Annotated in this window: 22 protein-coding genes; 14 read left to right on the forward strand and 8 right to left on the reverse strand. The window is 63.1% G+C overall.

Annotation, left to right across the window (positions count from 1 at the left end):
• Positions 1 to 127: 127 nt before the first annotated feature.
• Both QFZ88_RS06785 and QFZ88_RS06790 read right to left on the reverse strand, forming a co-directional pair.
• A complete protein-coding gene (locus tag QFZ88_RS06785) occupies positions 128 to 1,840 on the reverse strand; it encodes a tetratricopeptide repeat-containing sulfotransferase family protein (RefSeq protein ID WP_024925391.1) in 1,713 nt (570 codons plus the stop codon).
• A gap of 130 nt (positions 1,841 to 1,970) precedes the next feature.
• Positions 1,971 to 2,381, reverse strand: coding sequence for a Kazal-type serine protease inhibitor domain-containing protein (locus QFZ88_RS06790; RefSeq protein ID WP_024925392.1), 411 nt, complete (start codon positions 2,379 to 2,381; stop codon positions 1,971 to 1,973).
• A gap of 543 nt (positions 2,382 to 2,924) precedes the next feature.
• On the opposite strand from QFZ88_RS06790, the gene QFZ88_RS06795 reads away from it, so the two are divergent.
• The 3 genes from QFZ88_RS06795 (at position 2,925) to QFZ88_RS06805 (ending at position 4,163) form a co-directional block, all read left to right on the forward strand.
• A complete protein-coding gene (locus QFZ88_RS06795) occupies positions 2,925 to 3,137 on the forward strand; it encodes a cold-shock protein (protein WP_024925393.1) in 213 nt (70 codons plus the stop codon).
• Positions 3,138 to 3,336: 199 nt separating this feature from the next.
• A complete protein-coding gene (locus QFZ88_RS06800) occupies positions 3,337 to 3,549 on the forward strand; it encodes a cold-shock protein (RefSeq protein WP_024925394.1) in 213 nt (70 codons plus the stop codon).
• Positions 3,550 to 3,740: 191 nt separating this feature from the next.
• Positions 3,741 to 4,163, forward strand: a complete 423-nt coding sequence (locus tag QFZ88_RS06805) for a BA14K family protein (protein WP_024925395.1) — start codon at positions 3,741 to 3,743, stop codon at positions 4,161 to 4,163.
• A 97-nt stretch (positions 4,164 to 4,260) separates the two neighbouring features.
• Here the strand turns inward: QFZ88_RS06805 and QFZ88_RS06810 are convergent, their stop codons facing one another.
• The 3 genes from QFZ88_RS06810 to QFZ88_RS06820 form a co-directional block, all read right to left on the reverse strand.
• Complete coding sequence (locus QFZ88_RS06810; RefSeq protein WP_024925396.1) at positions 4,261 to 4,902, reverse strand: MBL fold metallo-hydrolase; 642 nt, start codon at positions 4,900 to 4,902, stop codon at positions 4,261 to 4,263.
• A 145-nt stretch (positions 4,903 to 5,047) separates the two neighbouring features.
• Positions 5,048 to 5,359 carry a hypothetical protein gene (locus tag QFZ88_RS06815; protein ID WP_024925397.1) on the reverse strand — a complete coding sequence of 104 codons (312 nt, stop codon included), beginning with the start codon at positions 5,357 to 5,359 and terminating at the stop codon, positions 5,048 to 5,050.
• A gap of 143 nt (positions 5,360 to 5,502) precedes the next feature.
• The gene (locus tag QFZ88_RS06820; protein WP_024925398.1) at positions 5,503 to 6,396 is read right to left on the reverse strand and encodes a branched-chain amino acid aminotransferase; all 894 of its coding nucleotides are present in this window, start codon (positions 6,394 to 6,396) and stop codon (positions 5,503 to 5,505) included.
• A gap of 243 nt (positions 6,397 to 6,639) precedes the next feature.
• Here QFZ88_RS06820 and QFZ88_RS06825 point away from each other — a divergent pair, with 243 nt between their 5' ends.
• The 4 genes from QFZ88_RS06825 (at position 6,640) to QFZ88_RS06840 (ending at position 10,572) form a co-directional block, all read left to right on the forward strand.
• Positions 6,640 to 7,185 carry a MarR family winged helix-turn-helix transcriptional regulator gene (locus QFZ88_RS06825; RefSeq protein WP_024925399.1) on the forward strand — a complete coding sequence of 182 codons (546 nt, stop codon included), beginning with the start codon at positions 6,640 to 6,642 and terminating at the stop codon, positions 7,183 to 7,185.
• Positions 7,172 to 7,891 carry a response regulator gene (locus QFZ88_RS06830; protein ID WP_024925400.1) on the forward strand — a complete coding sequence of 240 codons (720 nt, stop codon included), beginning with the start codon at positions 7,172 to 7,174 and terminating at the stop codon, positions 7,889 to 7,891. Before QFZ88_RS06825 ends, QFZ88_RS06830 begins: the two co-directional genes overlap by 14 nt.
• Before the next feature lie 56 nt (positions 7,892 to 7,947).
• Complete coding sequence (locus tag QFZ88_RS06835) at positions 7,948 to 9,357, forward strand: ATP-binding protein (protein ID WP_024925401.1); 1,410 nt, start codon at positions 7,948 to 7,950, stop codon at positions 9,355 to 9,357.
• A gap of 192 nt (positions 9,358 to 9,549) precedes the next feature.
• Complete coding sequence (locus QFZ88_RS06840) at positions 9,550 to 10,572, forward strand: glycosyltransferase family 4 protein (protein ID WP_024925402.1); 1,023 nt, start codon at positions 9,550 to 9,552, stop codon at positions 10,570 to 10,572.
• Between the two features lie 14 nt (positions 10,573 to 10,586).
• Here the strand turns inward: QFZ88_RS06840 and QFZ88_RS06845 are convergent, their stop codons facing one another.
• From QFZ88_RS06845 to QFZ88_RS06855, 3 genes are all read right to left on the reverse strand, one after another.
• On the reverse strand, positions 10,587 to 10,946 hold the full coding sequence (locus QFZ88_RS06845) for a tRNA-binding protein (RefSeq protein WP_024925403.1): 360 nt from the start codon (positions 10,944 to 10,946) through the stop codon (positions 10,587 to 10,589).
• A gap of 6 nt (positions 10,947 to 10,952) precedes the next feature.
• The gene (locus tag QFZ88_RS06850) at positions 10,953 to 11,453 is read right to left on the reverse strand and encodes a YbjN domain-containing protein (protein ID WP_024925404.1); all 501 of its coding nucleotides are present in this window, start codon (positions 11,451 to 11,453) and stop codon (positions 10,953 to 10,955) included.
• Positions 11,454 to 11,772: 319 nt separating this feature from the next.
• On the reverse strand, positions 11,773 to 12,087 hold the full coding sequence (locus tag QFZ88_RS06855; protein ID WP_024925405.1) for an accessory factor UbiK family protein: 315 nt from the start codon (positions 12,085 to 12,087) through the stop codon (positions 11,773 to 11,775).
• A gap of 89 nt (positions 12,088 to 12,176) precedes the next feature.
• On the opposite strand from QFZ88_RS06855, the gene lgt reads away from it, so the two are divergent.
• The 7 genes from lgt to QFZ88_RS06890 all read left to right on the forward strand — a co-directional run bounded on the left by lgt (position 12,177) and on the right by QFZ88_RS06890 (position 18,897).
• Positions 12,177 to 13,079 carry a prolipoprotein diacylglyceryl transferase gene (gene lgt / locus QFZ88_RS06860; protein WP_051504762.1) on the forward strand — a complete coding sequence of 301 codons (903 nt, stop codon included), beginning with the start codon at positions 12,177 to 12,179 and terminating at the stop codon, positions 13,077 to 13,079.
• Positions 13,076 to 14,176 (forward strand): class I SAM-dependent methyltransferase, encoded by a 1,101-nt coding sequence (locus QFZ88_RS06865; RefSeq protein WP_024925407.1) that lies wholly within the window; start codon positions 13,076 to 13,078, stop codon positions 14,174 to 14,176. The genes lgt and QFZ88_RS06865 overlap by 4 nt, the downstream gene beginning before the upstream one ends.
• Positions 14,177 to 14,187: 11 nt before the next feature.
• Positions 14,188 to 15,060 (forward strand): phosphotransferase family protein, encoded by an 873-nt coding sequence (locus QFZ88_RS06870; RefSeq protein WP_024925408.1) that lies wholly within the window; start codon positions 14,188 to 14,190, stop codon positions 15,058 to 15,060.
• Between the two features lie 124 nt (positions 15,061 to 15,184).
• A complete protein-coding gene (gene pgeF, locus QFZ88_RS06875; RefSeq protein ID WP_024925409.1) occupies positions 15,185 to 15,982 on the forward strand; it encodes a peptidoglycan editing factor PgeF in 798 nt (265 codons plus the stop codon).
• Positions 15,982 to 17,133: a M24 family metallopeptidase gene (locus tag QFZ88_RS06880; protein WP_024925410.1), complete on the forward strand. Its 1,152-nt coding sequence runs from the start codon at positions 15,982 to 15,984 to the stop codon at positions 17,131 to 17,133. The genes pgeF and QFZ88_RS06880 overlap by 1 nt, the downstream gene beginning before the upstream one ends.
• Before the next feature lie 58 nt (positions 17,134 to 17,191).
• Positions 17,192 to 17,827, forward strand: a complete 636-nt coding sequence (locus tag QFZ88_RS06885; protein WP_024925411.1) for a hypothetical protein — start codon at positions 17,192 to 17,194, stop codon at positions 17,825 to 17,827.
• Between the two features lie 134 nt (positions 17,828 to 17,961).
• A complete protein-coding gene (locus QFZ88_RS06890) occupies positions 17,962 to 18,897 on the forward strand; it encodes a ribose-phosphate pyrophosphokinase (RefSeq protein WP_024925412.1) in 936 nt (311 codons plus the stop codon).
• Position 18,898 lies beyond the last annotated feature (1 nt).

An 18,898-nucleotide genomic window follows, 5' to 3' on the forward strand; every position in this document is an offset into this window, starting at 1 on the left:
GCAGCCCGCCCAATCTGCTAAAAGCGATTGCAGAGACGGCAGAGAGCTGGCCTGCCTTGCGCGCACCGCCAAATTGGCACCGTGCGCATCATGAAGCTGTTCTAAGCCGTTCAACCTTCGAGCGGCGCTACTTCAGCCGCTCGATCAGCGGGTTCAGCCGATCGCCATAACGTTTCCACAGGTCGACCGAACCCTTGTACATGGGCTGGCGCACTTGCGCGGCCGACGCCGTGCGCACCTGTCGCTCGTTCTGATGGAACGACAATACGGCATCGCTCCATGGCAGGCCGAGATAGTCGATCAGCGCGCGGCTCTGGCCTTCCTGGTCGGCGACGAAATCCTCATAGCGCACGTCGTGCACGACACCCGGCAGGACGGCGTGCCAATGCGCCATCATGTCCAGGTAGAGATTGTGGAAATCGGCCAGCTCGGCGAGGTCGTAGCCATAGAGATGGCCGTCGCCGCGGAAATGCGACTTGAAGATCGACAGGCAGGTGGCCACCGCGTTGCGGCTGCAATGCACGATCTTGGCCTTGGGCAGCATCAGGTGCAGGAAGCCGACGAGCAGGAAGTTGCCTGGCATTTTGTCGGTGACATGTTTGAAGCCCGGATAGCGGGTATGCAGCATGTCGAGATAATCGTGCCCGGCATCGGCAAACGCCTTGTCAGGCATATCGGCGATGCCAGCCGGGAAGCCGCCCTTCATGTCGAGCGGGAACCCCTTGCCGACAGCGGTCTTGAGGATGGTGAGCTCGCCGGCGCCGAACACCTGCGGATGGCTGGCGATGATCTGCTCGACCAGCGTGGTGCCCGAACGCGGCATGCCGACGACGAAGATCGGCGCATCGTCCTCGATCGCACTCGACTTGTGCTTCTCGAAAAATGCTTTGGTGAAGGTCGCCTTCATCGCCTCGAATTCGGCGCGCGTCCTGGCGCCGTCGTAGGCGATGCCCTTGCGGCGGATGGCGTTGCCCTCGGCGAAATAGTCGAACGCCTTGTCGTAGACCTTGAGATCGTCATGCGCCTTGCCGAGGCCGAAGGAAAGCTGCATGCGCGCCAGGCTGTCGGCCGGTACCTTGGCATGCTGCGCTTCCATCGCGGCCAGTTCGCCGTCGCTTTCACGCTGCGGCTTGACCTGGGAAAGCATCAGCCATGATTTCGCCTGCGTCGGATCGGCCACCAGCGCCGTGCGGAAATGCTCGGCCGCTTCGGAAAGCCGCCCCTTCTCCATCAGCCCCACGCCATAGCCGTGGTTGAGTTCGGCATCCTTGGGCCGGATGGCCAGCGCCTCGCGGAAAGTGGCCAACGCATCGTCCAGTCGCCCGGCTTCCTGCTGCGTCTCGGCAAGGCCGGCCCTGGCCCGCATATGGAACGGGTTACGGCCGATCGTGGCGCGGAACACCTCTTCCGCGGCGTCGAAATGGCCGATCTGGCGAAGCGTCGAGCCGAGATTGTCGCGGGCCGCGCCATGGTCCGGCTTTGCCGCCACCGCCTTGCGGAACTGCTCGGCCGCCGCAACCCCGCGACCGGCATCGCGCAGCACCGTGCCATAATTGTTCAGGAAGTCCGGATTCTTCGGCTCGGCCCGCAGCGACTGTTCAATCAGCGCAAGTCCCTCGGTACTGCGACCGGTCTGATGCAGAAGCAGGCCGAGAAAATGCGCGGCCGCGGCATGGTTTGCCTTGGCGCCAAGCACCTGCCGGTAGAGGTTTTCGGCTTCCTGCAGCCGCCCCATCTGGTGCAGTTGCAACGCCTGCCCGACGGCGCGATCCAGATCGCCACCGCGCGGTGGTTGCGTCGGGCCACCGGCCCCACCCTTTGCGCCTTCGCGCCTTCTCAATGCCCGGTTGATGGGACACCTGCCATGTTCGTCTGAGCCTGTTGCGACCTAGGCTATCCGAGAGCCGGTTTCAAGCATCAACCGAGGTGGGTGCCGTTGCCGGAAAGACAACGGCACCCGTGTTCACGGTCTAGCAGGGGCCATCGTCGACGACGCGCCAGCCGGCGGCGCGCGCCTCGCAGCCGTTCGGAAATGTCTGCAACTGGCCATGCCGGCGGGCACAGACCGGCGCATATTCGCGGGTGCAGAACTGCGGACGATCGCCGCCATCGTCCCAGCCACCGCCTCGGCATTGGCCGTCGCCAATGATGCGATAGCCGGACCGACGTGCCATGCAGGCATTGGCAAAGGTCTGCCTGTCTCCGCCGCGCCGCGCGCAGACGGGCGCATATTCGCGCGTGCAGAATTGTGGCCCAGGCCCCGGGAAAGGCGGGCGTGGTCCTGGCCCTTCGTCGACCACCACCGTACAGGCCGCAAGCACCAGGGCGACAATGGCAAGCGCCGCTCCCTGCGGCCGCAAGAAGAACTTCAGAAACTGCATGGTCGTCCCTCCATCACCCCCTCCCGACGCAAGACGCCGGGCGATATGGCCGTGCGCAGCGATTAACGCGACAGCCATATTCAGCGCGATTGAATAGACACGGCTTGGCGGAACGCAAGCGCCGGCTTCAACCGTGGTGAATAGGCGGCCCTACGGGGCATGAAACGACACGCGGCCGCTCGTCGCCGACGAGGGACGAAACCCGTTCCTCTCGATCTGGGCCTATCCTTGCGCGCCTGTGGTAGATGACCATGTATTGTCTTAGTATTAGGGAGCGTGAAAGCTGGGTGTTGTTCCCTCAGGCTTCAGCTTGCAACAATCACATTTCCGTGCGATAAATTTTGTGTTCGGGCATTTGCGACCCGGAGACTGGAACGTTTTGCACGACCCTTTCCCCGATAGTGTGAATCTCTGACGGCCCCGTTTTTCGGCGGGGGTTTTTGTCGTGCGCGAATGCATGAACGCCGAAGCAAGAACCGGGAACTGCCAACCGGCGCGAGACGAGGCAGAACCCACCATTGAACGGGTGAAGGAGTTTCCCCAATGGCCCAGACCGGTACCGTAAAGTTCTTCAACAGCACCAAAGGCTTTGGCTTCATCACGCCGGACGGCGGCGCCAAGGACGTGTTCGTTCACATCTCGGCGGTCGAGGCCTCCGGTCTGCGCACGCTCGTCGATGGCCAGAAGGTCACCTTCGACGTGGAACCCGACCGCATGGGCAAGGGTCCGAAGGCCGTCAACCTGCGCGCGGCATAAGTTTTTTCGAATTCGAGCAAATTCGAGAGGCGCGACGGTTTCCGTCGCGCCTTTTTTCATTGTCAAAGCATCGGCGCGGCTGCGGTTTCCGTACAGCAAAAGTTTTTCTTGCCGATATCGCCAAAATAAACGACAAATTTGCCGTCTGGGTTCTTTGCGGGCCCGGAGACTGGACTGATGGGGTTCAAAGGAGTTTCCCATGCCGCAGACCGGCACTGTCAAATTCTTCAATCATGCCAAGGGTTTCGGCTTCATCACGCCGGACGACGGGGCGAAGGATGTCTTCGTTCATATCTCGGCTGTACAAGCATCGGGACTTCCTGGTCTTGAAGATGGACAGAAAGTGACTTTCGACACCGAGCCGGATAAGCGCGGCAAGGGTCCCAAGGCGGTCAACCTGACGGTCGGCTAAGCCGGCGATCAGGAATTACATGGACCGATAGAGTTCGCCCACCGCCTGATCGACGCGGTGGGACGTATTGGCCGGGTCGCGCAAGCGCCACTTTTGTTCAGCCTCCGTTCAGCCACGACCCACTATTACTGGCTGCAAGACCGGGCCACGCCTCCAGAAGAACCAGGCGAACCGGGATGAAGGAGACCGTCATGAACAGATTTTTCAAAGCCGCCATCCTGTCCGTTGCCGTCGGCGCGACGACGCTGGCGACCTTCTCGCCCGCAAGTGCTGATGACTGGCGCTGGCGCCGTCACCACAACCGTTCGGGTGATGCCCTCGCCGCCGGTGTCGTGGGCCTTGCGGCCGGAGCCATCATCGCTGGCGCGCTGTCGCAACCGCGCTATCGCGAGCCGACCTATTACGACGACTACGATCCTTACTACGAGCCTCAGCCCCGTTACGTGGTGCGACCGCGGCCGGTCGTGCGGCAGTATTATTCCTACGCCGGCGGCGTCGAGCCCTGGACTCCGGAATGGTACAGCTATTGCTCGGACCGCTACCGCTCGTTCAACGCGCGTTCCGGTACCTTTACCGGCTATGACGGCCAGCAGCATTTCTGCACCGCCAACTAACCGGCCACCAAACCAAAGTTCCCTGCCCAACGAAAAGCGCCGCCTTCGGGCGGCGCTTTTTTTCTTGTGATACCGCTCTGACGGGAAGTCGAAGGGATCAGACCAGGAAAGGGTTGGAGCGGCGTTCGTCGCCGAACCGGCTGCCCGGGCCGTGCCCACACAAGAAGCCGATGTCGTCGCCAAGCGGCAGTAGCTTTTCCTTGATCATGCGGATCAACGTTTCATGACTTCCGCCGGGAAGATCGGTGCGGCCGACGGAACCGTGGAACAACACGTCGCCGACATGGGCGAACTTCGCCGCGCGGTTGAAAAAGACGACATGCCCGGGCGCGTGCCCCGGGCAATGCAGCACCTCGAAGACATGCTCGCCGAACGATACGGTCTCGCCTTCAGCCAGGAACCGGTCCGGCACGCAGTTGCGGATCGTATCGGTGACGCCGAAACGGCGCGCCTGGTTTTCCAAATTGTCGAGCAGCGGCTGGTCCGCTTCATGCGGTCCGATGATATCGACGCCAAGCGCATCCTTCAAATCCATCGCGCCGCCGGCATGATCGATATGGCCGTGTGTGATCCAGATCGCCTCGACGGAAATGCCGTTGTCGCGCACTGCCGCCAGAATGCGGTCGACATCGCCGCCGGGATCGACCACCACGCCCGCCTTGCTGTCGCCGTCGAACAGGATCGTGCAGTTCTGCTGGAATGGCGTGACCGGAACGATGCCGGCGTTGAGCTGACCCATGATGGCTCCTTCGTCTTGTCCTTCCACCTAGAGACCCCGACCGGCCGCGTCCAGTCTCGCCGAACATGGGAAGGCTCCGAGGGGGCTTCCCAAAACGAAATGGGCGGCCGAAGCCGCCCATGCCGAAAGATATAAGTGTCCCGACTTACTTCTTCATCGCGTTCATGACCATGCCGATGACGCCGGTCAGGATCGCACCACCGCCGGCGCCGCCGACGATGTTGTTCAGGTTGAGTGCGCTGCCCAGACCGCTGGCGGCAGCCGTAGCTGCAGCCGGGTCAACCGCGCCGCCGTGAAGCAGGCTGCCGAGAATTGCAGCACCGCCAACGCCGCCGATTGCACCACCGAGCAGCTTCGGAAGCTGGGACATCGCTGCTTGCTGCAGCGCCGCGCCCACCGCCTGACCGCCGACGATACCGGTAACCACCTGGACGATGATCGGAAGAAGTGTTTCCATTCTGAAGTCCCTCCTTGGATGCCAGCCGCCGCCGGCAGACGCCATCATGAGACCGCGAATCGGTTGAAAGTCAAATGCAGAAAAATGCAGGCTTAAAAAACCAGCGCAAAACTGCTTTCTGACCACAATTCCACGATTTTTTCTTATGCAGCGGCCGCCGCGCGCTTGGGTCGAACAGCATCGGCATAAGCCTGCACAAGTGTTTTGCTGATCGCACCGACCGCGAATCGATATTCGCCGACCTCGCTGATCGGCGTCACCTCAGCCGCCGAACCGGTCAGGAAACATTCTTCGAAGCCCGCCAGTTCCTCCGGCCAGATCGCGCGCTCGACCACTTCTATGCCGCGCTCGCGCGCCAGTTCCATCACCGTGCGCCGGGTGATGCCGTCGAGGAAACAGTCGGCCGTCGGCGTGTGCAGCTTGCCGTCCTTGACGAAGAAGACGTTGGCGCCGGTCGCTTCCGCCACCTGCCCGCGCCAATCGAGCATCAGCGCGTCGGCATAGCCCCTCGCCTCGGCCAGATGCCTGGACATGGTGCAGATCATATAGAGGCCGGATGCCTTCGACTTCGAAGGCGCCGTTTTGGGATCCGGTCGCCTGTAGTCGGCCCAGTCGAGCCTCAGTCCCTTCATCTTCTGTTCGGCATCGAAATAGCTCGGCCACTGCCAGATGGCGACCGCGCAATGGATGCGGTTGTTTTGAGCTGCGACGGAGGTCTGCTCGCTGCCGCGCCAGGCGATCGGCCGCACATAGGCGTCCTCAAAACCCTGCATCTTCAAAAGGGTGCTGCAGGCCTCGTCGATCTCGGCCACCGAATAGGGAATGGTGTAGCCGAGGATTTTCGCCGACTCGTGCAGGCGCTGGCTGTGCTCGGTCAGCTTGAAGATTTCACCGCCATAGGCCCGCTCGCCTTCGAAGACGGCGCCACCGTAGTGGAGGCTGTGGGTCAAGACGTGGACTTTCGCATCGGCCCATTTGATGAACTCGCCGTTCATCCAGATGAAGCCTTCCAATTGGTCGAAGGGAACAGGCGCCATAAATCCTCCCGCGCGCGGACGGTCCGCGCATCGCTGTCACGTTGCGTTTGCTGTCGTTTCGGCTTGAGGGCGGCCGGTCGATGCCTCGGCAGGCTTCGCTTGCAAACTGTCGAAAAGTTCGGGAAAGGCGGTCTCGCCTTGCCTTTTCGTTCGCAATCGGCCCTAAAGCTTATCAAAAATTACCATCGTCCGGAAAATACGTCAATAATGCTGACATAATTTTCGGCTAGGTACGGGATCATCATGGCAGACCGCAAGACCGCTCGACCAACGCCGATCACAACGCCGGTAAGCGACGAGGACGGCATCGACTTCGGCATCATCGAGCTCTTCTTCTTCGCCTATCGGGATTTCACCTCGGATCCCGACGAGATCCTCACCGATTATGGCTTCGGCCGGGCGCACCATCGCGTGCTGCACTTCGTCAACCGCAGACCCGGCCTCACCGTCGCCGAATTGCTGGACGTGCTCAAGATCACCAAGCAATCCCTGGCCCGCGTGCTGAAACAGCTGATCGACACCGACCACATCGTGCAGTTACCCGGCCCGCGCGACCGCCGCCAGCGGGAGCTCTATCCAACCACCAAGGGCCGCGCCCTGGCGCTGGCCTTGGCACGGCCACAGTCGCGCCGCATCAGTACGGCATTGGGAGATTCCGGTGTCGAAAACCGCGCCTCGGTCGAATTGTTCCTGAAGGCAATGGTCAATCCGGAACTGCGGGCGCAGATTGATATTCTGCCCAGAAACCCGATCCAGAAACTGTCAGGGGACGATCATGGAGAACATTGAAAGGACTGACAGGCCGCTGGCCCCGAATGACGATGCACCGCATCTGCTGGTGGTCGATGACGATACGCGCATCCGCAACCTCCTGAAGCAGTACCTCACCGAGAATGGCTTCCGCGTCACCGTCGCCGGCAACGCCGACGAGGCGCGTCGCAAGCTTGTCGGCCTCGATTTCGACCTCCTGGTCCTCGACATCATGATGCCCGGCGAAAGCGGCGTCGACCTGACCCGATCGCTGCGGACCGACAAGAACGTGCCGATCCTGATGTTGACCGCGCTGTCGGAGACCGACAACCGCATCAGCGGGCTGGAGGCTGGCGCCGACGACTATTTGCCGAAGCCATTCGATCCGCGTGAGCTGATCCTGCGCATCAACAACATCCTGCGCCGCGGCGGCCCGGCCACCACGCCGAAGGTCGAGCAGCTGGTGTTCGGCCCTTACACGTTCCAGATCGCCAAGCGCGAGTTGAAGCGTGGCGGCGAGGCGCTGAAACTGACCGATCGCGAACAGGAGATCCTCGCGATCTTCGCCGCCCGCGCCGGAGAGACCATCCCCCGGCACGAACTGGTCGGCGACGATTCAGAGGTTGGGGAGCGTACGATCGACGTCCAGATCAACCGCCTGCGCCGCAAGATCGAGCGCGATCCCGCCAATCCCGTCTGGCTGCAGACGGTGCGGGGTATTGGGTATCGGTTGAGCGTGGAATAGAATGAGATGCTGGCGACCGGTTCACCGGCGACAGCTTCGCGCGAACCGGTAGGTGGATGGCGACTTCGGAATTGCAGGGACCCAAACCGGAAGGCGGACCTATCGGTCGCGTGCTAGGCGCCTTGCCGCGCGGCTGGCGCCGGTTCTGGCGCCTCGTCTCCTTCTATATGCCGAAGCGGCTCTATGCCCGCTCGCTCATCATCGTCATCGCGCCGATGATCCTTTTGCAGTCGGTCATCGCCTATGTCTTCCTCGAGCGGCATTGGCAGCAGATGACGCAGTTGCTGTCGCAGGCGGTGGTGCGCGATATCGCCGCCGTGATCGACCTGATGGAGACCTATCCGCGCGAGGCCGACTACGCCAACATCATCCGCATGGCGCAGGATCGCATGCAGCTGAAGGTCGACCTCCTGCCGCCCGACCCGCTGCCGCCGCCGGGACCGAAACCCTTTTTCTCCATTCTCGACGACGTGCTGCCGGCCGAGATCACCCGCCAGATCAACCGGCCATTCTGGATCGACACGGTCGGCAATTCCAACGTCATCGAAGTGCGCATCCAGCTGGAAAACAAGGTGCTGCGTGTCTTTGTCCGCCGCAGCCAGGCTTACGCGTCCAACACCATCGTCTTCCTGATCTGGATGGTCGGTACCTCGCTGGTGTTGCTGTTGATTGCCATTCCTTTCCTGCGCAACCAGATCCGGCCGATCCTGGCGTTGACCGAGGCCGCCGAGAGCTTCGGCAAGGGCCGACCGATGCCACGCGACTTCCGCCCGCGCGGCGCCGAGGAAGTACGGCGCGCCGGTTTCGCCTTCATCCAGATGCGTGAACGCATCGAACGCCAGATGGAGCAGCGCACGGCGATGCTGACCGGCGTCAGCCACGACCTGCGCACCGTGCTGACCCGCTTCAAGTTGCAATTGGCGCTTATCGGCGGCAGGCGAGCCGACACCGAGGCGCTCAACCAGGACATCCAGGACATGCAGTCGATGCTGGAAGGCTACCTGGCCTTCGCGCGCGGCGAGGCCTCCGAAGACCAGGGCGATTTCGATCTGGAGACCTATTTCCAGAAGTTGCGCGACGAGGCGACGCTGCGCAAACGCAAGTTGACGACGGCCATCAGCGGTCCACGCCTTGTCCATGTCCGCCCGAACGCCTTCGAACGCCTGCTGTCGAATGTCGCCGGCAACGCCTTCCGTTATGGCCAGATCGTCGACATCAAGGCCGTCAACAGCCGTGGCTCGCTGGTGGTGACGATCGACGACGACGGCCCCGGCATCCCCGCCGACAAGCGCGAGGAAGTGTTCAAGCCTTTCGTGCGGCTGGACGAAGCGCGCAACCTCGACGCCAGCGGCACCGGCCTCGGCCTTTCCATCGCCCGCGACATCGTTCGCAGCCATGGTGGCGACATCACCCTGGACGACAGTCCACAGGGCGGCTTGCGGGCTGTCATCCGGGTGCCGTCCTAGGACATTTCATCGCGGCGTCATGAAAACATGGTCAAGAGCGCGCATGAAACGCGCGATTTTCCATGATTCGATCTGGCGGTTGGACCCCGGCGTCCTGCCCGCCCGACCGGGCTGGCGCGAGGAATGGCCGTTGTTGGGCCGCCCTCGCCGATCACGCGCGGACAAGATCCGGCGACAGCGCGGCGAGGCCTCATGCGCATCCTGATGGTGACCGATGCCTGGCGCCCTCAAGTCAACGGTGTCGTCCACACATTGGAGCGGCTGTCCGAGACCCTGAAGGGACAAGGCGTCGAAACCGAATTCCTGACACCCAACATCTTCCGCACCCTGCCACTGCCGACCTACCCGGACATCAGACTGGCCCTGACCACACCGCGCCATGTCGCGCGACTGATCGCCGAGACCAAGGCCGACCATATCCACATCGTCACCGAGGGGCCGCTGGGCATGATGGCGCGGCGCTATTGCCGAGCAAATGGCCGGCCTTTCACCACCAGCTATCACACGCGCTTCCCGGAATATCTCAGCGCCCGCCTGCCCGTGCCCGAAAGCTGGGCCTATGGCTGGCTACGCGACTTCCACAATTCCGGCCAAGGCACACTCGTCGCCACCCAGTCGCTGGCCGATGACCTCGCCGCGCGCGGCTTCAACAAGCTGAAGCCCTGGACCCGTGGCGTCGACATCGAGCATTTCCGGCCGACCAAGCGCGGCGAGCTTGCCTTTCCGCGGCCTATTTTTCTCTCGGTCGGCCGGGTCGCCATCGAAAAGAACCTGCCGGCCTTCCTCGATCTCGATTTGCCTGGAAGCAAGGTGGTCGTCGGTGATGGGCCAGAGCGCGCCAAGCTCTCGGCACGCTATCCCGGCGTGCATTTCCTCGGCCATCGCCCCAGCGGCGAGCTGGCCGAACTCTACGCCTCCGCCGACGTCTTCGTGTTTCCAAGCCGCACCGACACGTTCGGCAACGTCATCATCGAGGCGCTGGCCAGCGGCACGCCTGTTGCCGCCTATCCGGTGACGGGGCCGATCGACATCATCGGCGACGGCATCGGCGGCAAGGTATCGGAAGATTTGCGCGAGGCCGCGCTCGGCGCCCTCGAAGTCAGCCGCACGGAAGCCCGCGAGCGCGCCTTGCGCTACAGCTGGAAGGCCTGCGCGGACATGTTCATGGACACGGTGAACGATGCTTTGGGACGGCGCGAGAAGCTCGCCGCCTGAGCCGGCTTCTATGACTAGTAGAGCCGGCCGCCGTCGGGCACCTTGCGCTCGATCGCGCCAAGCACGACATCGCCATCGGCGTCCGGGAAGCCCAGGGTCAGCACCTCCGACATGAATTTGCCGATCTGGCGCGGCGGGAAATTCACCACCGCGAACACCTGACGGCCGATCACGGTCTCCGGCGTATAATATTTGGTGATCTGCGCCGACGATTTCTTCACGCCGATCTCCGGCCCGAAATCGATCTTCAGCTTGATCGCCGGCTTGCGCGCCTCCGGAAAGGGCTCCGCCTCGATAACGGTGCCGGCACGGATGTCGACACGGTCGAAATCGGCGAAGGTGATGTCCGGCTTGCGCTCGCTTCTGGCAGTCATGGCGGGTCAGGCGTTTCCGTGCGTTTCGAAAAGCACGCTCGACAGCGCGTCCTTGGCCGAGGTGCCGGACCAGACGACAAACTGGAACGCCTGGAAATAGCATTCGCAGGCTTCAAGCGCAGAGGACAACAACACCTCGACCTGCTGGCTGGACGGCTCGACACCACCGGCGAGCAACAGCGACTGGCGGAACATGATCGCGCCCTCCTGTTCCCACAGGTCGAAATGGCCGAACAGCATCTGCTCGTTGATCAGCGACAACAGTCGCATCACTTCCAGCGTGCGGTTTTCAGGCACCTTGATGTCGAAGGCACAGGCCAGGTGCAGCGCCTCGAAGTCCTCCATCCAGGAGAAGGAGACATGATAGTCGGTCCAGGTTCCGGTCACGGAGATCGAAATCTCATCGTCGCCGGCGCGTTCGAAAGACCAGTCGTTGTTGTGCGCCACCTGTTCGATCACGTCGACCGGATGGATCTCGCGGGAAAATTCGAGCTCAAGGAGTTCCATGGAATGCTTCCTGTCGTTCTGGGAGCGCCACCGCACGCTCCGCGGGGGAGGCACGCACAACGAACAAATTTCTAGAACTCGGACGGCCTGGACTGCTCGACGCAACACTCCATGACCGGACCCCACCGCCCGGCGCATGACCCGTTCCGAATCATGCAGCAAATTCAGTCTATTGATCGGGAGTCGCGTGACCAGCCCAATTTTTTGGGACGGGCCATTCGCATGTGGACAGCGAGAGTCACAAAGAGTCACACGCGCCCTGTAAGCGATTCACGACAAAGCGCTTTTTCAGGCGGCGGGTTGTGGAAAGATTTAACGATTATTTTTTTGCGCGCGGCTTGGCGCTTGTCGTCGAAGCCGGCTTTTCGGCCTTGTCGCCAGCGGAACCCGCCAGTTGGGCCTCGAGTGCCTCGATCCGCGCCGCCAGTTTGGCGTTCTCTTCGCGCGCCTTGGCGGCCATGTCGCGGACAGCGTCGAACTCTTCGCGCTGCACGATCTCCATGGAATTCAGGAGCCGTTCCGCCTGCGCGCGGAAGGCGGTTTCCACCTCGCGGCGCACGCCCTGCGCGGCGCCGGCCGCGTCGGTGACCAGCTTGGCGAATTCATCGAGGATGCGGTTCGGTCCGGTCGACATGGCAAAACCCCTGTTGTCTGCTTTGACCTAATGAGCCCCTTGCCAGAATGCAAGGTTGCTCCGCCTTGACCCTGCCAAAAGCCTGCCCCATGGTCCGCGCCCGAACGCGACCCGCATGGGAGATTTTCTTGAGCGACCTGCTGCCGCTTGCCGCCCTGTCCTTTCCGAACATAGATCCGGTCATCTTCCAGATCGGGCCGTTTTTCGGCTACGGCCCGCTGAAGGTGCACTGGTACGGTGTCGCCTATGTCGTGGGCATACTGTTTGCCTGGTGGTATGCGAAGCGCCTTATCACCAACACCCGCCTTTGGCCTGAAGGCAGACTGCCCATGAAGCCCATCGACATCGACGATTTCGTTGTCTGGGCCGCCGTCGGCATCGTCGTCGGCGGGCGTCTGGGCTACGTGCTTTTCTACAATTTGCCGCGTTATCTCGCCAATCCGATCGAGATTTTCTACCTCCAGGATGGCGGCATGTCCTTCCATGGCGGCATCACCGGAACCATCCTGGCGATGCTCTTTTTCGCGCGGTCGCGCGGCATCCATGTCTGGTCGCTGTTCGACGTGGTGGCTGCCGGCGTTCCTGTCGGCCTCGGCCTCGGCCGGCTTGCCAACTTCATCAATTCCGAGCTCTGGGGCCGGCTCTCCGACGTGCCGTGGGCGGTTGAATTCCCGACCGGCGGGCCGTTCCCGCGCCACCCCAGCCAAATCTACGAGGCATTGCTCGAAGGCCTCGTGCTCTTTCTGCTGTTGCGCTTCCTCACCCATTCCCGATTGAAGCTGATGACGCCCCGCTTCGTCTCCGGCGCATTCGTTACCGGCTATGGCCTGTCGCGCATCTTCGTTGAATTCTTCCGCGAGCCGGACCGTCAGCTTGGCTATCTGTTCGGCGGCTGGCTGACCATGGGCATGGTCCTGTCCGTGCCGATGGTGCTGATCGGCATCTGGTGCATGGCCACGGCCAGGCCGGTCACGCACACACAGCCGGCATGACCCGGCTGAAGCGCCGCATTGTCGAACTGATCGGAACGGTCGGCCCTATTCCGGTCAGCGAATACATGGCGCTTTGCCTGTTCGACCCCGAAGCGGGTTATTACACCACGCGCGAGCCCTTCGGCGCCGGCGGCGACTTCATCACCGCGCCCGAGGTCAGCCAGATGTTCGGCGAACTGGTCGCCGTCTGGCTCTACCAGACCTGGCAGGCCGCCGGCGCGCCGATGCCGGTGACGCTGGCCGAAATCGGGCCGGGACGCGGCACCTTGATGAAAGACATGCTGCGCACGCTGACGCGCCTCGATGCGGATTTTGCCCGCTCAGCGTCCGTCGCGCTGATCGAGACCAGCCCGCGGCTGCGCGACGTGCAGAAGGCGACGCTGGCCGGCGTATCTGATGCCGTGGAATGGCACGAGACGGTCGCGTCTCTGCCCGAAACGCCGCTGTTGATCGTCGGCAACGAACTCTTCGATGCCATTCCGATCCGGCAATTCGTGCGGACCGCCGACGGCTGGCGCGAGCGCATGGTGGGCCTCGACGCGAATGGCGAACTCGGCTTTTACGCGGGTGCTGCCTCGCTCGATCCTTCGCTGCTGCCGCCCGACGCGGACACCGCGCCAGCCGGCGCCATTGTCGAGATCGCCCCGGCCCGCTCGGCACTGATGCAGACGATTGCCGAGCGCATCGCCGAACATGGCGGCGCCGGCCTGTTCTTCGACTACGGTCATCTGCAGCCAGGGGTCGGCGACACGCTGCAAGCACTGCGCCGCCACGATCACGAGGATGTGCTGGAGAGCCCAGGCGAAGCCGATCTAACCTCGCATGTCGATTTCGCAGCCCTTGCCGTCTCGACACGCGCGGCCGGCCTACATTCCGATTTCACCACGCAAGGCGCCTTCCTGCTCAGCATGGGTCTGCTGGAGCGCGCCGGCAGCCTCGGCGCCAATGCCGACAACACCACGCGCGAGCGCCTGTCGGGCGAGGTCGAACGCCTCGCCGGCCCACAGGCGATGGGCGAGCTGTTCAAGGTGCTGGCAATCGCGCATGAAGACATCGTCCTGCCGGTGTTCCACAGCCAGGTCGATCAACCGGAATAAGACCGCCAACGATGCAGGAAACCGAACTCGATACGCTGAAGGCGACCATCCTCGCCCACTTCCCCGATCTGGCCGAGGCTCGATTCAGCCTGCTGACCAACGGGTTCGATTCGGTCGCGGTGGATGTCGATGATCGGCTGATCTTCAAGTTCCCACGCCACGAGACCGCCAGGCAATCGCTGGTGCGGGAGGTCAGCCTCCTGTCCGTCATCCGTCCTGCCATCGCCATGCCGGTTCCGGATATCCGCCTGGTCGACGGACCACCGATCTTCTCGCATCATGCCAAGCTGAAAGGTGACTATCTGGAAACGCCGTATTATGCGCGCCTGTCTGAGCCCGCGCGTGATGATCTGGCAAAACAGCTCGCGCGTTTTTACGTCGACCTGCATGGCCTCGACATGGAGAAAATGAAGGCCGCCGGTGCAACACCCGTCGAAGCCTGGATGGAGCCCGACGAAGTCCGCGAAAGGGCGCCGCCGCTTCTGTCGGGCGAATTGAAAGCCCATGCCGAGCGGATCATTGCGTCGTGGGCCGACCTTCCGCCGGATCCCTGCGGGATCACCTACGGCTTCTTTGATGGCCATGGCTGGAATTTGGCTTTCGATCAGGAAACCAGCCGCCTCAGCGGCGTCTATGACTTCGCCGATTCCGGCTTCGGCTCGCTGCACCGCGATTTTGTCTATTCGAACTTCATTTCCACCGACCTGACCGAGCGCATCGTCACCAACTACGAAGCCTTGTCAGGGCGCGTGCTTCGGCGCGAACGCATCGAGGTGCTCACCGGAGCGCACCGCTTGTGGGAGTTGGCGGCAGCCGTGGACGATCCACCACGAATCCCTTTCATGATGGATCATTTCGCATATTGGGTGACCACGCTACGTTGAGCCTTGCGGCAATCGCGCCACCGATCGCGATTGACTTCGTCCCCCGCCCTGCCCCACTGTCCGCGCTTCGAACCGTCGACCGCGGCGTCTTGACGAATCCTGCCCTGGCGAAGACAAAGCACGCATGCTGGACAAAATGATCCCGGACCCGCTCCGGTCACCGATGCTCGAAAAGGCGGCGGCGCAAGGCATCCGCCACGGCTATTTCACGCGGGTCGGTGGCGTATCGGGTGGCATCTATCGCGGCCTCAACATCGGCGCCGGCTCCCAGGATGATCCGGAATTGGTGCGCGAGAACCGCCGCCGTGTCGCCGATTGGATGGGCGTGGCCCCGAGCCATCTGCTCAGCGCCTACCAGGTCCATTCGCCCGATGTGGTTGTCGCGCGCGAGCCGTTCGCAGGCGAACGGCCGAAGGTCGACGCCATTGTCACCGACCGCCCGGGCATCGCCATTGCCGCCACCACGGCCGACTGTGGGCCTGTCCTGTTCGCTGATGGCGCTGCCCGCGTGGTTGGTGCCGCCCATGCCGGCTGGAAGGGTGCTTTCACCGGCGTGCTCGAAAACACCATCGCGGCCATGGAAGGCCTGGGCGCCAGGCGCGAAAACATCGTCGCGGTGCTTGGCCCGTCGATCAGCCCGAGAAATTACGAAGTCGGTCCCGAATTCATTGCCCGCTTCGTCGAGGCGTCCGCCGACAATGCGCGCTATTTCGCGCCGTCCGGCAAGGCCGGCCATGCACTGTTCGACCTCAACCGATACACGATCGATCGGCTCGTCCAGGCCGGTGTGACCGCGCATGGCCTCGATCGCTGCACCTACGCGGAAGAAGACCTTTTCTTTTCCTATCGCCGCACCGTCCACCGCAATGAGCCGGACTACGGACGTCAGCTGTCGGCGATCGTCTTGGAGGACCACGGCTGATGGCGCTGCATTTCGAACGCTCCGAATTCGACGCGCGCCGCGACCGGCTGATGATCGAGATGGCCGAGAAGAAGCTCGACGCCGTGCTCCTGTTCGCGCAGGAGAGCATGTACTGGCTGACCGGCTATGACACGTTCGGCTTCTGCTTTTTCCAGTGCCTAGTAGTGAAGGCGGACGGCTCGATGGTGCTTCTGACCCGCTCCGCCGACCTCAGGCAGGCGCGGCACACCTCCACCATCGAGGACATCGTGGTGTGGACCGATCGCGCCGACGCCAACCCGGCGATCGACCTGCGCAACCTTCTCAACAATCTGGACCTGCTCGGCGCCCGCATCGGCGTCGAATACGACACGCATGGCCTGACCGCTTACAACGGCCGCCGCCTCGACGAGCAGTTGCAGACCTTTGGCCAGATCGCCGACGCTTCCGGCGTTGTCGGGCGGCTGCGCCTGTTCAAGAGCCCGGCCGAGATCGCCAAAGCCGAAAAGGCGGCCGCCCTGGCCGACGACGCGCTGGATGCGGCGCTGCCGCTGATCAAGCAGGGTGGCGACGAGGCGCAGATCCTGGCCGCCATGCAGGGCGCAGTGTTTTCAGGTGGCGGCGACTACCCCGCCAACGAATTCATCATCGGTTCCGGGCCGGACGCGCTGCTGTGCCGCTACAAGGCCGGGCGCCGCAAGCTCACGAAGAACGACCAGCTCACGCTCGAATGGGCCGGCGTGTTCCATCATTATCACGCGCCGATGATGCGCACGATCCTGACTGGCAAGGTCTCCAAGCGCCATCAAGAATTGTTCGACGCGTCGCGCGCCGCGCTCCTCGCCGTCGAAAAGGCGATGACACCCGGCAACAGTTTCGGCGACGTCTTCGACGCGCATGCCCGCACGCTGGAAGCGCACGGCCTGACGCGGCACAGGCTCAACGCCTGCGGCTATTCGGTCGGAGCTCGCTTCACGCCGTCCTGGATGGATATGCCCTTGTTCTACCAGGGCAATCCCGAACCGATCGCGCCAAATATGACGCTATTCGCGCACATGATCATCATGGATTCGGAAACCGAGACCGCGATGACGCTGGGCCGGACCTACCTCACCACCGAATCCCAGCCGAAGCCGCTTTCGCGCCATGATCTCGACTTGATCGTGCGGTGAATCGATGCCGGGAAGGGCGACAGGGCCGTTCATACGTCACCGAGGAGTCCGTCTGCCGATGAGGCGATCGTGCCTGACCACCGCGTCGTTGCTCGCGGCGTTGATCCTGTCGGCCTGCAACAGCGCCAACGACACGCTGCAGCCCGGCAAGGCCGCGCCGGGCGCCCAGCCCCCCGCCCAAGGCCAGGCCGCGGCGACACCCACCTCGCCGGCTCCCGCAACATCGGCGACGGGAATAACCGCGCCGCAACCCGGCGTGCCTGCAACCGCCGGCACGACGCCCACAGTATCGCCGGCGCAGACCGCTGCGGTGCTCGGCAAGATGCGCCTGCAGATCGCCCCGATCGTCGGCGCCTCCGTCGAGGCGGCCACGCCGCTCACCCAGCGTCTGGCGGCCCGCGCCAAGGAAAGCGGCATCACGCTGGCCGGCAGCGCCAACCAGACCGCGACGCACGTGCTCAAGGGCTATTTCTCGACCATCACCGAGGGCAAGGACACCACCGTCATCTATGTCTGGGACGTCTACGACCCGGCCGGCAACCGGCTCCACCGGATCAACGGCCAGCAGAAGGCGCCTTCGGCCAAGGGCGCCGAGGGATGGGCCGCCGTCCAGCCAGCCACGATGCAGGCGATCGCCGACCAGACCATCGCGCAATTGACCAATTGGCTCGCCGGCCGCCCCGGCGGATCCTAGCCGGCTTCGTGCCACGCGCCTTTCCCCAGGGTTAAGCCTTTGTTGGGATTCAGCTGCGGATTCGCCAATACGACGCTTGCAATACCGGCGAGGGCCGTTAAAAGCCCCATAAACTCCACCACCAGGTACGGTGCATGAAACTCTTCGCGGGCAATTCCAACAGGGTGCTGGCCGAAGGCGTCGCCCGCTATCTCAACATTCCGTTGGGAAAAGCCAGCGTCAGGCGCTTCGCCGACCAGGAGATTTTCGTCGAGATCCAGGAAAACGTGCGCGGCGAGGATGTCTTCATCCTGCAGTCGACGTCCTATCCGACCAACGATCATCTGATGGAACTTCTCATCATGATCGACGCCTTCATGCGCTCGTCGGCCAAGCGCATCACGGCGGTGCTTCCCTATTTCGGCTATGCGCGCCAGGATCGCCGCGCCTCGGGCCGCACGCCGATCTCGGCCAAGCTGGTCGCCAACATGATCGCCCGCGCCGGCGCCGACCGCGTTTTGACGCTCGACCTGCACGCCGGCCAGATCCAGGGCTTCTTCGACATCCCAACCGACAACCTCTTCGCGGTCCCGGTCATGGCCCGCGACGTCAAGGCCAAGTACAAGCAGCTCGGCAACGTCATGGTGGTGTCGCCCGACGTCGGCGGCGTGGTTCGCGCCCGCGCGCTCGCCAAGCGCATCGACGCCCAGCTCGCCATCGTCGACAAGCGGCGCGAACGGCCGGGTGAATCGGAAGTCATGAACGTCATCGGCGACGTGCGCGGCAAGGACTGCCTGCTCATCGACGACATTGTCGATTCCGGCGGCACGCTGTGCAATGCGGCCGACGCACTGCTCGCCAATGGCGCCACCAGCGTCACCGCCTACATCACCCATGGCGTGTTGTCGGGCGGTGCGGCAGCCCGCATCTCCGGCTCGCAATTGCAGGAACTGGTGATCACCGATTCCATCCAGCCGACCCAGGCCGTCATCGATGCGCACAACATTCGCGTCATCTCGATCGGCGACCTGATGGGCGAGGCGATCTCGCGCACCGCGACGGAAGAATCGGTCTCCAGCCTTTTCGACTGAC

This window comes from Mesorhizobium sp. YL-MeA3-2017, assembly GCF_030814575.1.
Classification (GTDB): domain Bacteria; phylum Pseudomonadota; class Alphaproteobacteria; order Rhizobiales; family Rhizobiaceae; genus Mesorhizobium; species Mesorhizobium terrae.

Coding starts and splice junctions, on each gene's coding strand:
- QFZ88_RS06830 (WP_024925400.1), top strand. CDS start 7,172: ATGGAGAACATTGAAAGGACTGACAGGCCGCTGGCCCCGAATGACGAT.
- QFZ88_RS06820 (WP_024925398.1), bottom strand. CDS start 6,396: ATGGCGCCTGTTCCCTTCGACCAATTGGAAGGCTTCATCTGGATGAAC.
- lgt (WP_051504762.1), top strand. CDS start 12,177: ATGGTCCGCGCCCGAACGCGACCCGCATGGGAGATTTTCTTGAGCGAC.
- QFZ88_RS06855 (WP_024925405.1), bottom strand. CDS start 12,087: ATGTCGACCGGACCGAACCGCATCCTCGATGAATTCGCCAAGCTGGTC.
- QFZ88_RS06805 (WP_024925395.1), top strand. CDS start 3,741: ATGAACAGATTTTTCAAAGCCGCCATCCTGTCCGTTGCCGTCGGCGCG.
- QFZ88_RS06845 (WP_024925403.1), bottom strand. CDS start 10,946: ATGACTGCCAGAAGCGAGCGCAAGCCGGACATCACCTTCGCCGATTTC.
- QFZ88_RS06815 (WP_024925397.1), bottom strand. CDS start 5,359: ATGGAAACACTTCTTCCGATCATCGTCCAGGTGGTTACCGGTATCGTC.
- QFZ88_RS06795 (WP_024925393.1), top strand. CDS start 2,925: ATGGCCCAGACCGGTACCGTAAAGTTCTTCAACAGCACCAAAGGCTTT.
- QFZ88_RS06885 (WP_024925411.1), top strand. CDS start 17,192: ATGAGGCGATCGTGCCTGACCACCGCGTCGTTGCTCGCGGCGTTGATC.
- QFZ88_RS06800 (WP_024925394.1), top strand. CDS start 3,337: ATGCCGCAGACCGGCACTGTCAAATTCTTCAATCATGCCAAGGGTTTC.
- QFZ88_RS06865 (WP_024925407.1), top strand. CDS start 13,076: ATGACCCGGCTGAAGCGCCGCATTGTCGAACTGATCGGAACGGTCGGC.
- QFZ88_RS06835 (WP_024925401.1), top strand. CDS start 7,948: ATGGCGACTTCGGAATTGCAGGGACCCAAACCGGAAGGCGGACCTATC.
- pgeF (WP_024925409.1), top strand. CDS start 15,185: ATGCTGGACAAAATGATCCCGGACCCGCTCCGGTCACCGATGCTCGAA.
- QFZ88_RS06790 (WP_024925392.1), bottom strand. CDS start 2,381: ATGCAGTTTCTGAAGTTCTTCTTGCGGCCGCAGGGAGCGGCGCTTGCC.
- QFZ88_RS06890 (WP_024925412.1), top strand. CDS start 17,962: ATGAAACTCTTCGCGGGCAATTCCAACAGGGTGCTGGCCGAAGGCGTC.
- QFZ88_RS06825 (WP_024925399.1), top strand. CDS start 6,640: ATGGCAGACCGCAAGACCGCTCGACCAACGCCGATCACAACGCCGGTA.
- QFZ88_RS06880 (WP_024925410.1), top strand. CDS start 15,982: ATGGCGCTGCATTTCGAACGCTCCGAATTCGACGCGCGCCGCGACCGG.
- QFZ88_RS06810 (WP_024925396.1), bottom strand. CDS start 4,902: ATGGGTCAGCTCAACGCCGGCATCGTTCCGGTCACGCCATTCCAGCAG.
- QFZ88_RS06870 (WP_024925408.1), top strand. CDS start 14,188: ATGCAGGAAACCGAACTCGATACGCTGAAGGCGACCATCCTCGCCCAC.
- QFZ88_RS06840 (WP_024925402.1), top strand. CDS start 9,550: ATGCGCATCCTGATGGTGACCGATGCCTGGCGCCCTCAAGTCAACGGT.
- QFZ88_RS06850 (WP_024925404.1), bottom strand. CDS start 11,453: ATGGAACTCCTTGAGCTCGAATTTTCCCGCGAGATCCATCCGGTCGAC.